Origin of the sequence: Salimicrobium humidisoli (genome assembly GCF_002295105.1) — a bacterium.
GTDB lineage: Bacteria > Bacillota > Bacilli > Bacillales > Halobacillaceae > Salimicrobium > Salimicrobium humidisoli.
Genome location: NZ_NSGH01000009.1, coordinates 97,214 through 110,124, shown reverse-complemented (window position 1 = coordinate 110,124; position 12,911 = coordinate 97,214). Strand labels below are relative to the sequence as shown.

General features: G+C 48.8%; 14 protein-coding genes, 1 rRNA gene and 1 other RNA gene. 1 reads left to right on the top strand and 15 read right to left on the bottom strand.

All coding sequences use genetic code 11. The features are described 5' to 3' along the window. The 11 genes from CKW00_RS07450 to acsA form a co-directional block, all read right to left on the bottom strand. Nucleotides 1-103 (bottom strand): 16S ribosomal RNA (locus CKW00_RS07450); the annotation flags it as partial. Nucleotides 104-463: 360 nt separating this feature from the next. Next, nucleotides 464-673, bottom strand: a complete 210-nt coding sequence (locus CKW00_RS07445) for a YaaL family protein (RefSeq protein ID WP_008590209.1) — start codon at nt 671-673, stop codon at nt 464-466. Between the two features lie 16 nt (nt 674-689). Continuing rightward, nucleotides 690-1,286 (bottom strand): recombination mediator RecR, encoded by a 597-nt coding sequence (gene recR / locus CKW00_RS07440; RefSeq protein WP_008590211.1) that lies wholly within the window; start codon nt 1,284-1,286, stop codon nt 690-692. Then, a complete protein-coding gene (locus tag CKW00_RS07435) occupies nt 1,286-1,606 on the bottom strand; it encodes a YbaB/EbfC family nucleoid-associated protein (protein WP_008590213.1) in 321 nt (106 codons plus the stop codon). Before CKW00_RS07435 ends, recR begins: the two co-directional genes overlap by 1 nt. An 18-nt stretch (nt 1,607-1,624) precedes the next feature. After that, nucleotides 1,625-3,316: a DNA polymerase III subunit gamma/tau gene (gene dnaX / locus CKW00_RS07430; protein ID WP_095822039.1), complete on the bottom strand. Its 1,692-nt coding sequence runs from the start codon at nt 3,314-3,316 to the stop codon at nt 1,625-1,627. Between the two features lie 159 nt (nt 3,317-3,475). Then, nucleotides 3,476-3,741, bottom strand: an RNA gene (ffs, locus tag CKW00_RS07425) — signal recognition particle sRNA large type. A 44-nt stretch (nt 3,742-3,785) separates the two neighbouring features. Then, on the bottom strand, nt 3,786-4,253 hold the full coding sequence (gene tadA / locus CKW00_RS07420; RefSeq protein ID WP_095822038.1) for a tRNA adenosine(34) deaminase TadA: 468 nt from the start codon (nt 4,251-4,253) through the stop codon (nt 3,786-3,788). A 12-nt stretch (nt 4,254-4,265) separates the two neighbouring features. Next, the gene (locus tag CKW00_RS07415) at nt 4,266-5,024 is read right to left on the bottom strand and encodes a DUF3891 family protein (RefSeq protein ID WP_095822037.1); all 759 of its coding nucleotides are present in this window, start codon (nt 5,022-5,024) and stop codon (nt 4,266-4,268) included. Nucleotides 5,025-5,156: 132 nt separating this feature from the next. After that, nucleotides 5,157-5,672 carry a type 1 glutamine amidotransferase domain-containing protein gene (locus CKW00_RS07410; RefSeq protein ID WP_008590222.1) on the bottom strand — a complete coding sequence of 172 codons (516 nt, stop codon included), beginning with the start codon at nt 5,670-5,672 and terminating at the stop codon, nt 5,157-5,159. A gap of 61 nt (nt 5,673-5,733) precedes the next feature. Next, nucleotides 5,734-7,044, bottom strand: a complete 1,311-nt coding sequence (locus tag CKW00_RS07405; RefSeq protein ID WP_095822044.1) for a lysine N(6)-hydroxylase/L-ornithine N(5)-oxygenase family protein — start codon at nt 7,042-7,044, stop codon at nt 5,734-5,736. 313 nt (nt 7,045-7,357) lie between these two features. Next, nucleotides 7,358-9,067: an acetate--CoA ligase gene (gene acsA, locus CKW00_RS07400; RefSeq protein ID WP_095822036.1), complete on the bottom strand. Its 1,710-nt coding sequence runs from the start codon at nt 9,065-9,067 to the stop codon at nt 7,358-7,360. A 215-nt stretch (nt 9,068-9,282) separates the two neighbouring features. Here acsA and CKW00_RS07395 point away from each other — a divergent pair, with 215 nt between their 5' ends. Then, nucleotides 9,283-9,477, top strand: coding sequence for a hypothetical protein (locus CKW00_RS07395; protein WP_095822035.1), 195 nt, complete (start codon nt 9,283-9,285; stop codon nt 9,475-9,477). On the opposite strand, the gene CKW00_RS07390 is transcribed toward CKW00_RS07395, so the two are convergent. The 4 genes from CKW00_RS07390 to CKW00_RS07375 all read right to left on the bottom strand — a co-directional run bounded on the left by CKW00_RS07390 (nt 9,462) and on the right by CKW00_RS07375 (nt 12,801). Further along, complete coding sequence (locus tag CKW00_RS07390) at nt 9,462-10,370, bottom strand: DMT family transporter (protein ID WP_095822034.1); 909 nt, start codon at nt 10,368-10,370, stop codon at nt 9,462-9,464. The two genes, CKW00_RS07395 and CKW00_RS07390, sit on opposite strands and share 16 nt — an antisense overlap. Nucleotides 10,371-10,495: 125 nt before the next feature. Continuing rightward, entirely contained in the window at nt 10,496-10,747 is a 252-nt protein-coding gene (locus CKW00_RS07385; protein ID WP_008590233.1) for a hypothetical protein, read from the bottom strand. Nucleotides 10,748-10,838: 91 nt separating this feature from the next. Further along, entirely contained in the window at nt 10,839-11,486 is a 648-nt protein-coding gene (locus tag CKW00_RS07380) for a M50 family metallopeptidase (protein WP_095822033.1), read from the bottom strand. Nucleotides 11,487-11,544: 58 nt separating this feature from the next. Beyond that, the gene (locus tag CKW00_RS07375; protein WP_095822032.1) at nt 11,545-12,801 is read right to left on the bottom strand and encodes a DNA polymerase IV; all 1,257 of its coding nucleotides are present in this window, start codon (nt 12,799-12,801) and stop codon (nt 11,545-11,547) included. Nucleotides 12,802-12,911: the final 110 nt, after the last annotated feature.

The following is a 12,911-nucleotide window of genomic DNA, read 5'->3' as shown; positions in this document are numbered from 1 at the left end:
AGCGTCCGCCCCGAAGGGCTTCAGCTCGCTTCCCGCGCTCGACTTGCATGTATTAGGCACGCCGCCAGCGTTCGTCCTGAGCCAGGATCAAACTCTCCATAAAAGAGATTGATTAGCTCAATCATAATTCGTTCAAAAAAATTGACGCATGGCATAAAACATTGTTCAGTTTTCAAAGATCCATTACAACGTCGCCTCAAAACAGCGACTTAATTAATATATCATGCTGAGGGTTTCCCGTCAACAACTTTATATATTTTTTAATTTCGCACTGCTTGCCGTTTCCGGCTTTCTTAATGCGACAGGTAATAATATAACACCTTGTTTCTAACATTACAAGAGTTATGTTGAAAAAAATAAAAAAACCGCAGAAATCGCAGTTTTTTAAAAGAGGGATGGCCGTTTCTCTTCTACAAGATACAGCCGGGGAGGAGATCTTTTGAAGCAGCACGGACTTCACAGTTCAAAGAACATTGATCTCTCTCTCCCGTGCCTCCCTGAGTAAATAGAAATATTTAGCTTTCGCCACGGTGATCTGACGATATTCTTCCTCACTCGCATGAAAGTTGTGCTCCATCAGACGGGCAAGTTCGCTCCATTCCCTGTGGGCACGTCCAATACTCTCAATTAACCGTTTCTCTTCCCGTTTTCTCTTTCTCTTCCTATTAAACATAAGGCACCCCTCACTCTCAGAGCTCCCGTCTTCCTTCCATCGCTTTGGAAAGAGTAACTTCGTCCGCGTATTCGAGGTCCCCGCCGACCGGCAGCCCATGGGCTATACGGGTCGTCCGGATTCCGGCCGGCTTCACGAGACGTGAAATGTACATAGCCGTAGCCTCCCCTTCCACGTTCGGGTTGGTGGCAATGATGAGTTCTTCCACACCTTCATCTTTCAGACGCTTAATTAAGCTTTCAACGTTGATATCTTCAGGACCTATCCCGTCCATCGGGGAGATGGCACCATGGAGCACGTGATACTTTCCACTGAACTCTTTCATCTTTTCCATAGCAATGACGTCTTTCGGGTCCTGGACTACGCAGATAAGCGTACTGTCTCTCGACTCGTCCTGGCAGATGGAACAGGGATCCTGATCCGTAATGTGTCCGCAATTGGTACAGTGGGTCAGTTCCCTTTTCGCATTCACAAGCGCTTTACCGAACTCCAGGACGTCGTCCTCTTCCATCTCTAAAACATAAAAAGCCAGACGGACCGCCGTTTTAGGACCGATCCCTGGCAATTTAGTAAAGCTGTCGATCAGCTTTGAAATCGGTTCTGGATAATACACTAAAACATTCCTCCACCAGGCATGCCTTTCGTAAACTCACCCATCGTATCATTCGTCTTATCGTCCACCTGTTTCAATACGTCGTTCGTAGCTGCGATGATCAGATCCTGAAGCATTTCCACATCATCCGGATCGACTGCTTCTTCATCTATTTCCACATTGGTGATTTCCTTTTTCCCGTTCGCTTCCACTTTAATCATTCCGCCGCCCGCTGTAGCTTCGAACGTCATTTCATAAAGTTCTTCCTGTGCTTTCATCATTTTCTTCTGCATTTTCTGCATCTGTTTCATCATATTATTCATGTTTCCGCCACCACGCATATGAATTCCTCCTAAAGTTTAATCGTGAATTTCAATTATATCATCACCGGCTAATTTTTTCGCTTCTGAGATGAAATCGTCTTCTGTATCTGCATTTTTCTCTTCTTCCGGAGCTTCGTCTCTCTGTTTCTGTACGTACTCCTCACGCAGTTGCTGCCACTTCGGTTCCGGCACGGGGATAATCACCAGCGGTTTCCCGGTGAATTCCTCAAGCAGAGGCTCGATAGTCGCTTTATGATCGAGCGCTAAGGAACAATGGATATCGTAACGGAAAGCGAGAACGAGTGAGCTTCCGGAAGCGGCCCTCGGTTTACTGTTCAACAGTGTCGCATGAGCGGGCGCATTTCTCTTCTTCAATGCTTCCATGAACTCGCCCCACACTTCCTTCACACCGGTAATCGCTTCTTTGGAAGCTTCATGGAGCGTACGGTTTATCTTCTCATAAGGAACCTGATAATTGTTTTTGGCTCCCCTGGAGGGCGTCCGCTTTTCCGGGGCCGGCGCCTGCTGGGAAGCTGCGACCGCAGGTGGATTTTCTTCCATCTTCATGAGTTTCTTCTCCAGCATATCGATTTTGCGGGAGAGTTTATCCACCATCTCCGTATCTCCCCCTGCGGGAGCTCCCGATTTCTGGTCTGCAATATTCAAAAGAGCGATCTCTATGAACACCTTAGGGCTCGTCGTCCACTTCATCTCCTGCTGACACTGGTTCAAAGAGCGGATTGCACCCTGAATCCATTCCGGCTGAAGCTCCCCGGAGAGAGTCCGGAAGCCTTCATCCGGCACCGCTCTCTCCAGATGCTGTTCAAGTCCCGGCGCACTCTTGTACATAAGCAGATCCCGGAGATAATAGATCAGATCGAAAACGAAACGCCCCGGATCTTTCCCTTCCTGAATAAGTGCATCCACCGTTTCGAGTGCTTCCTTTACTTCCCCTGCATGTACGTAACGCAAAAGAGCAGCCAGCTGCTGCTGGGAGATGGATCCGGTAACGGCCAGTACATCTTCCGTACCTACGGTCTCTTCACTGTAGGAAACCGCCTGGTCCAGCAGACTGAGAGCATCCCTCATTCCGCCCTCTGCACTCAAAGCTACGATTTCGAGAGCTTCCCTGTCCACTGCAAGATCCTCTTCTTCCGTAATGGAAGCCATCCGCTCCACCATAACTGTCTGCGAAATACGTTTAAAATCGAAACGCTGACAGCGGGATATGATCGTCAGAGGTATTTTGTGAGGCTCCGTCGTCGCCAGAATGAAAACTACGTGTGAAGGAGGTTCCTCAAGCGTCTTCAAAAGGGCGTTGAAAGCCCCGATGGAAAGCATGTGCACCTCATCGATAATGTAGACTTTGTAGGAGACGGAAGTGGGAGCGTATTTGACTTTATCCCTGATATCACGGATCTGCTCCACTCCATTGTTTGAAGCTGCGTCTATTTCGATAACGTCCGATATGGAACCGTCCTGGATACCGAGACATGCGCTGCAGGCGTTACAGGGTTCTTTCGTCGGTCCCTGTTCACAGTTGACCGTTTTTGCGAAAATTTTCGCAGCACTCGTCTTCCCGGTACCACGAGGGCCGGAGAACAGATAGGCGTGTGAAAATTTCTGCTGGGCGATTGCGTTTTGCAAAGTACGTGTAATGTGTGTCTGTCCCACCACATCCCTGAACAGGGTAGGGCGCCACACCCGATATAGGGCCTGATAGCTCATAGTCGATGTTCCCCTTTGTTAGTCTTACTTCTTATTATAGCGAAAACGGACCCTCCCTGTGAAGTTCCACCTCTGTCTCTCTGCAAAAACTTTAAAACCCCTGAGAGAAAAAAAGCCGCTATGGCTCTTCGCCATAACGACTTTCTGTTTTATGTAATGCCGTGCACCTGCTGTCGATGACAGAACCCCAAGCGTTACTCACAATCACAGCTCGATCCAGGCACTCCCGCGGCACACGAGAGGCACAGCTTACTGCTGCTTCCTTCCGGACCTGACAGGGTTCACTGCTTCTCATTGCGCAGGACCTGGATGTCAACACTGCTTTTGTGAGGCAGACCTTGAAACTTTGTCACCTCGAGCAGGAATTCAGCCTCGCTCTAGCGGCTTGCGAGTGCAGGGCACCGCTACCTCCCCGCTTAGCACGACAATCGTAATTATATAACCTCATCTCCGAAATTGCAACAGATAGCTATTTGTCTTTTCTTTTTTTCCTTATCCTTCTGAAAAAAGAGGAAAGCATCTCTCCGCACTCCTCTTCCATCACTCCGGCACGGATGGCTGTACGGTGGTTAAAACGATCGTCGTCCAGAAGGTTCATAAGCGTCCCGGCACATCCTGCTTTCCGGTCGTAAGCCCCGTACACGAGTACAGGAATGCGGGACTGGAGAATCGCTCCGGCACACATCGGACATGGTTCGAGTGTTACGTACAGCGTGCACTCCTCGAGTCTCCAGCTTCCTATAAAATCATTGGCGCGATCGATCGTAATACACTCGGCGTGAGAGGACGTTTTTTGTGTAGTTTCTCTCAAGTTATGTCCCCGGGCTATCACTTCACCTTCGTGGACGAGGACAGCTCCTATCGGAACCTCTCCGAGCGCCTCTGCTTTCTCCGCTTCCTCGATGGCTTTCTTCATATAATACCGGTCGCTTTCCATACGTCCACGTCCTTAATCGAAAGTTACGAAATAGTTCTTTTCTTCCGCTTCATGATAAGCTTTCTCAAGACCCGCCTCATCGATTTTCTCCTTCGTTACGAAACGGTACGGTACGGAAACGGTCCATTCCTCCGCGAAAGGAAAAGGGGTAAGAAGAACGGCAGCTTCATTCTTCCACTCCGGATAAATCCCGCCCGGAGCGATGTCGAACTTCTGCGGGAAACCGTCTCTGAACCATGGCACTTCATTTTCTTTGGAGGCCCCCGGCTCATTCATACATATATACAGAGAGAGATTATCGCAAAACTGAAGCCTTTCAAAATGAAGATGACGTAATTCCGCCGGCACTTCCACTTTCATTTCATTGAGCAGTTTTTCCTGTACTTCCTTCTGCTCTTTATAAAATTCGACGGTGTGGGGGTCGTCCCGGTCATTTTCGAAGAAGGACTGGTAATGCATACTCGTCAGCACTCCGGCATACGGAGATTGCTCCGCTGTCTTCTCGATGCCGCTTCGATAGGCCGCCAGTTTCTCTTCCAGAGGGTAATCGACGAAGGTGAAAGGCCGCCCCTTCTCTTTGTTCCACAGCGGCTTCTCATCAAGAGGGATCCACGCCCTGTCATGGACCTCTACCGCCCAGTCCGCTTCCGATCGGATTCTTGAAGTCAGCAGGAAATCATTTTTCCACTGACGTGCCATCTCTCCTGAGATAAGCGCATGATCATGCTGACGAATCATAACAAACCCTTCCTTATATTCCCGGACAATCATTTTCACCCCTCCACTTCCTCGCTTTTTCGTACTACTAATCATAGCAATTTTTTGAAAATATTAAAAGCACGGGCTTTCGGACGTTTTCCCGAAAGAAAACCCCCGCTTATGAAAGCGGGGGCTTCTGTCCTTTTATTTACTGAGGATGCGGGTCATTTCTTTATTGAATGCCGGGATATCATCAGGCTGACGGCTCGTCACCAGCTGATCCTGGCATACGACTACTTCCTTGTCCTGAACGGTCGCACCGGCGTACTCCATATCCACCTGAATGGATTTGAAGCCTGTCGCGTGACGTCCTTCCAGACTTTTCGCAGTGATCAGAAGCTGTGGTCCGTGGCATATTGCAAAGACCGGCTTCTCATTATCCATGAAATACTTGGCGAACTTCACGAAATTATCGTCCGCACGGAGCTGATCCGGAGAGAAACCTCCCGGAATGAACAGCGCATCGAAATCGCCGGGGTTCACTTCATCAATGGATTTATCTATTGCAACTTTCGCCTCTCCCTGTTTTCCTGTCACTTCTTTTCCGGCTTCCCATTCTATATTCGTCACTTCGTGGCCTTCTTTTTTCAAAGCGTTGACCGGCTGAGTGAACTCTACATCTTCAAACATATCGGTGATTACACATGCTATTTTACTCATTGTGTTTTCATCTCCTTTGTAAGATTGTTTCCACTGTTAATGTTTCCCGGTACACACGATATTAAACCTGACCCCGCTTCCGTTCTTTCACGGAAAACGTCTGAAAAGCCGGATTCTCCTGGTTTCTATAGATTTCCTTGCCTGCTATGGCATTCAAAATGTGTATATTTCTGTGCACGGCGAGTCCAAGGTTGGTCGCTCCGGTTCCATGGGAATGGGTAAGGCCGGTAGCTGTGAAGAAGTGGTGAGATCGTTCTTCATTGAAGACGAGTTTATAGTCTCTCGTCACTTTGTACTGCATCTCGCCTTCCCACTCGATTTTATCTTTGAAATTCTGCATGAACCACTTGGGAAAATGAGGTTCATACCCGGTCGCGAGCACGACTTTTTTCGTCGAATGCACGTATTGTTCTTCTTCCTGCCACTGATAACAGTCGAGATGATACCTTCCGTTGTCGTAAGTGATATTGTTCACTTCCGTCATCGGCTGAATGAAGATACCGCTCTCCCCTCCTCCTGCAGTCCGGTGATACAGTTTCGTATACAGGCGGATGAGGGTGTCGGGGTCGATGCCCTTACGCAGAGGTTTAAGAGTATCGAGGGCTTCCAGACGTTTCTCTTCACTTAAACTATGGAAGTAATCGATGTATTCGGGGGTGAACATCTCCTGGGCAAATTTCGCCTGATCGAGCTGGAATAGACCCCCGGACCTTGTAAGAAGCGTTATCCGCATATCCTGCCGCTCCTGTTCCTCCAACAGGTCGAGGAAGATTTCGAGAGCACTCTGCCCCGAGCCGATCACCGTCACGTCCTGGGAGCGGAGAAGCTGATCTTTTTCAAACAGATAACGGCTGGAATGAAGGACGTCTTCCCGCGGGAGTTCTTCCGTCCCCTTGAATGCGAGCGGCTTCGTTCCCGTCCCCATTAAAACGTGTTTCGTCTCATATTTCTTGAGTTCACCCGTCATTTTATCCTCCACCTGAACGGTGTAATACTCTTCCTCCTCGTGATCCAGAACATCAACTACCACGTGCCCAAAATACAGGTTATCGAGGCGATCGGCCGCCCATTGCAAATAATCGTTGTATTCCTGACGGGGGATTTTGAAATTCTGATACAGGTAAAAAGGAAATAATCTGTTGTTTTCATACAGATAGTTCATGAACGTATAAGGGCTTTTAGGGTCAGCGAATGTAGCCAGATCCGCCATGAACGGAACCTGTAAATCCATCTTTTCCACGAGCATGCCGGGGTGCCATTCGAACTTCGGAGTGTCATCAAAAAAGATCCCCTCCACTTCATTCGTCTGATCTATGAGCCCGGCCATCCCGAGATTGTAAGGTCCGATTCCAATACCAATTACGTCGTACATACTGTTTCCCCCTTTTTCTTCGTAAGAGGCTATTCCCAACTTTCCTCCTTCTTAATCTCCGGGGTTTTTTCGGGTACGTTCATCTATTATGTATGTTTCACGTGGAACTTCTGCCGAAAAGCAAAACGAAAAGCACGTCGCTTTCCGCGGGCACAGCCTCAGCTGACGCGATCAGAAAATCCGTTTGATCACGCGGGTCTTCAGCCCGTACCGGTTCTGCGGAAGTTGACGTACTTTTCGTATAGAATTCATGGATTCGATTGTCCGGGTGCTGTATCTTTACCGTTCGTTTTGCCCCGGGTACCGGAAATATTTATTCTTCAAGTGTGGACGTATCTCCTGTCGGAAGTCCAAGTTCCCAGGACTTCAGCAGGCGACGCATAATCTTACCACTTCTCGTTTTAGGAATGGAGTCTTTCACTTCCATTTCACGTGGTGCTGCGTGAGCACTCAGACCTTTTTTCACGAACTGACGGATGTCTTCCAGAAGTTCATCCGATTCTTCGTAGCCATCGTTAAGCATAATGAAAGCTTTGATGATTTCTCCGCGCTCAGGGTCCGGTTTACCGATAACCCCTGCTTCCGCTACGGCTTCATGCTCAATCAGCTTACTCTCCACTTCAAACGGGCCTACCCGCTCTCCGGAAGTGTTGATGACATCATCGAGACGTCCCTGGAACCAGAAGTACCCGTCTTCATCCTGATAGGCACTGTCGCCGGAGACGTACCAGCCGTTGACGAAGTAGCTTTCAAATTTACCGGGGTTGTTCCAGATGGCGCGCATCTGGGCAGGCCATCCTTCTTTGATGGCCAGGTTCCCCATCTGGTTCGGTGGAAGTTCGTTCCCTTCGTTATCTACGATGGAAGCTTCTATCCCCGGAATCGGTTTACCCATGGAACCGGGACGGATTTCCATAGCAGGGAAGTTACAGATCAGCTGGGCTCCCGTCTCCGTCATCCACCATGTATCGTGGATACGAAGGTCGAACGCCTTCAGCCCCCACGTAACGACTTCCGGGTTAAGCGGCTCCCCTACACTCAGTACGTGACGGAGGGAAGTCATATCATGTTTCTTCGCAACCTCCGCTCCCGCACTCATCAGCTTACGGAAAGCGGTAGGCGCCGAGTACCAGACGCTGATCTCTTTCTCTGCGATCAGAGAATACCAGTCATCGGCGCTGAAGCGGCCGCCTTTGACCACGTTCGTCACTCCGTTCAGCCAAGGGGCGAAAATACCGTAGCTCGTACCCGTAACCCAGCCCGGGTCGGCAGTACACCAGTAAATATCGCCCTCTTTCAGATCGAGCACCCATTTACCCGTCTGATAATGCTGGATCATGGCGTTGTGTACGTGATAGACGCCTTTCGGTTTACCCGTTGAGCCCGAGGTGTAGTGAAGCAGCATTCCGTCTTCGAGGTCCACCCATTCTATATCGAAATCCTGAGAAGCGTCTTTCATCTCCTCTTCAAAACTGATGTAGTCGCCGGAACCTTCTCCTCCTACGAGCACGACCTGCTTCAGGTCCGGAAGTTCTTTTTCCGGTACGCGTTCGAGAAGCTCAGGAGTCGTTATGAGCATTTTAGCCCCGCTGTCTTCCAGGCGGTCGCGGACGGCCTGTTCCATAAACGCTTCAAACAGAGGCCCCGCAATAGCCCCGGTTTTCAATATACCGAGAAAAGCGGCATAAAATTCCGGGCTTCTCGGAAGGAACATGAAGACCCGGTCCCCTTTTTCGATATTATGCTTCTTAAGTACGTTTGCGAATTTGTCACTTTCCCGCTTCAGATCACTGAATGTGAGTGTTTCCTCCCGACCGGGAGCCGAATAGACGAGAGCGGGCTGATCTTTCTTGTCCGGATCTTCCGCATGCTTATCTATCGCTTCGTAAGCCATATTCACCTTTCCTGTTTCATTCCAGGTGAAATTCTTTTTGGCTTCTTCCCAATCAAACGTTTTGTACATTTCTTCGTAGTTTTCGAGATTGTAATTACCCGTTTGTGCCGGAATTGATTTCATATCCATAATTGTCTCACACTCCTTGGCAAAATTACTCCCCCATTTCACATGTCGGGGAAGCTATGTACGTGTATTTCGGAAAATTCCGTTAATTGTATTGTATGCGATTTCAAAAAATATTTAAAGTAAAACACATATTTTCCCTTTTGACCGCCGCAGTCGGGCACGTTTGCTTCCCGCCTTTTGTCTTTATATAATATACGGTAGAAAGGTGAGAGATTATGACTAAAGAAAATAAAATGTTTTGGATCCTCGGAGTTATAGGGATAGCCAACATTATCGTTTCCCTTATACTGCTTGTGGCCATCAACAACACCATGATTTCCCTGATGCTTTTCTCCTCAGGGGTATTCCTTATCATTGGAGGGATCGCGGATCGGAAAGAGAAAAACCGGCGCCGTCAGCGCGGCTTGTAACCGGGTTTTCTTCCACCTTTTACTCTCGTAGTAAAATAAATTCCCGTAAGAACGATTGCGCCTCCGATGACCTGATCAACCGTAATTTTTTCCTGCAGAAACAGAAGGGAAAGGATCGCAGTGGCGAACGGCAGCAGATTGATGAATATCGTTGCCTTCGCCGGTCCTATTTCCGCAACGGCCATATTCCATGACAGCAGCGCAAGAAAAGACGGAAACAGTCCGGTGTAAAGGATGCTCGTGATGATCGGCATGGACCAGTCGGTTATGAACCGGCCCTGGGACCATTCAAACAGAAAAGCCGCTATCATCACCATAACATTCCCGATCACCAGGATACCGAACAGACTTCCGAACAAAGGCAGCCTGTAACCGTAAATGTTCACGAGCGTAGAGTAAATGGCCCAGCTGATGACCGCCCCTATCATAATCAGATCTCCACTGTTGAACTCGAGACTCAGCAGCCTCGCAAAAGACCCCTTACTTATAATATAGGCGACACCGGTCAGGGATATCCCCACGCCTATCAGCTGACTCAGTCCATATTTCTCCTTCAGAAATACGGCTCCGATAAAAATAGTCACTGCCGGAGTAAGCGATTCCATAATAGAGGCGTTTATAGTGGTAGTGTAATGAAGAGCCAGGTATGAAAAAGCCGGAAACATTACTATTCCCGTAGCTGCCATGCCGACCAGAGGGCGCCATCCGTCGATGAGCTGTCTCCTCACCATCCTTATCTTCTTCCAGTAAAATGTCGTGACAAGAATCACCCCGATGAGCGTTCTCAGCCACGTCAGGGTCAAAGGAGGGACGGCATCAGCCGCCACTTTCCCCACAATGTAGTTTCCTGCAAACAAAAATATAGTTACCATTACAAGAGCATACGCTCTCATCCCGACTCCCCCTTTCCTGAATAACGAATGTACTCGGGTATCTCTTTTTCTAAAAGCCAGGGATTTTTCTTCTTCCTCATTTCCCCTCAGTAAAAAAGAGCCTCTCGTCTATAAAGAGGTTCTTCTCACCATTCCAGGATATATCCTTTCACCCCTATCGGCTTTTGATCGGGTTCCTGTTGAACCGCTTTGAAATAAGGATCTTCATGATCAAGATGATATTCGATAGATTCCGGATCCAGATACAGCTTATATTCAAGATTAGTGACTTTATGAAGTTTAACGTTCGATACCGTCTCCTGATTCTTTTCGTCGTCGATCAGGAAAATATCGACCGTATCGAATCCGTACGTAATTAAACGATCTTTCAATTCCATAACCCGCCTCCTTCCTATCTCAGTGTGTACTATATTTCTTACCCTATCTTTTCCACATAAAAACAGGGACGGGCCGATTGTCCCGGGGAAATTAAAAAAATCGTTTCCATGCCTGAACACCGAAGTAGAATGCCTGGAGGAAAAAGCCTGTACCCCAGACGACCGCCGGTATTTTCGTAGCACGTGCGAGGTTCGTCGCATCCCCGGCCCCGGAAGGAGAGGTGAGGCTGAGCCACATGATATTAAAAGCGCTGATGACCGACTGCACCAGTATGAGCGCGGCAATAAACGTCAAAGCATAAACGATGAGCGTCTGGTGACCGGAACGAAGCAGCCAGACGAAGAGAGCTGCAAACGTGATAATCCAGAATACCCCGTACGGATTGCGTACCCAGAATAACAGGTTCACGGAGAGTAATCCGAGTAACAGAATAACGATCATCGTGTATTTTCCTCTGGAGAGAAGGTAAAAAAGAAAAAATGCGAACGTTGACGCGAAAATATAGCCCGACAGGCTGGTGAGCACGTGGCTGAACCATGAGGTGTGCCCGGTCATGGTTACACCGGACGTGTTGGGAAAGAGGGAGATGTTCCTCACTTCCCCGCCACTCAAAAGAGCCATCAGAGAGTGGCCGGTTTCGTGTACCATCGTATTCAGCATAGCAAAGTATTTTCCTATGATAGGCATCTGCGTCAGTAAAAGAGCAACTATAAGACTTATAATAATTTGTGTTTTCATCGGTACCTCTCCATTCCTCATCTGCTTTCTTCTTTACGTTTTCACGGACGGAAACGTTTCATGCATAGTGACCACCGACCTTTTTACTTCTCTCGATCGTAATGCCGCCCGGCTCATAGCTGCTGGCCCGCAGCAGAGAGGTGGAGCCGTGCCTGGCCCGTATGTCATCCATAGTGACAGCCAGGTCACGTTCCTTTTCTTTTCGATCGAAAAAGGTCATCTGCAGACTCTCATCATTCTCCAGGTTAGTGAGAGAAACGTAAACCCGGCGAATGGCGAGGCCGGAGTCGTAATGTTTCCGGAATAAAGAGAGGATCGCTTTGTACATATCCATCGTCAGGTTCGTCGGAGTATGGAGGGTGAGCGAACGGGAGAACCCTCCGCCTGTCCCCTTCGTGTACCCGATACCTAAATGGACGGTCCGGCCGACGTGATGGAATTCTCTCGCCCTGCGGCACACCTCCTCACATAAATCCAGGAGACAGGGATAAATATCCTTTTCCTCATAATCCTCGAGTAACGTTATACCGTGCCCATAACTCTTCTGTACGGAGCCTGTGAAGTTCCCGAATACCGGACTTAAGTCCACGCCTTTTGCATGCCAGTAGAGCTGTTCTCCCATTATACCGAAACGTTTTTTAAGAAAGCGGAGCGGATGCGCAGCCAGATCTCCGAGCTTTATGATTCCCATATTGTTCAAACGCCGCTTCATACGTTTCCCTATGCCCCATATCTCTTCCACCGGCACCGGCCACAGAAGCCTTTCCACATCTTCGTAACGACAGACGGCGATTCCGTCTGCGCTCTTTTTCGCATGGATGTCCAGAACGACTTTAGCCAGAAACTTATTATCTCCTATACCGACAGCACACTCGATCCCGAACTGTTCGGCAATTCTTTTCCGGAAAAGTTCAGCGATTTCACGTGGAGGACCATAGAGCTTCTCCAGCCCGTCCACCGTCACCCAGAGCTCATCGACGGAATAAACGTGGATGGCTTCCCGCGGCGCATACTGATGAACGAGCCTCGTAATCTCTACGGAAACATCCAGATAATCCTGCATGCATGCTTTGGCGATAATGATTTCCGGGTCATCGGGAAGCTCGAAAAAGCGGGAGACGTTCCCTGTGCCGTGCCGCTGCTTAAGAGCAGGAGAGGCTGCGAGCACGATACTCCCGCTGCGTTCCGGGTCGCCGACTACAGCGAGAAGCGCCTTTGCCGGATCCAGTCCTCTTTTCATACATTCGACACTGGCATAAAAAGACCTCATATCGAGACATAGAACGTCGTGCCTGGGATAAGGATACTCCGTCATCACTATCACCTCATTTCCCGGGAAATATATTATGGGAATAACATTACATAAAATACGAACATTTGTTCTTATCATACCCCCGAACTGTTCTTTTGTAAACAGCACCTCCG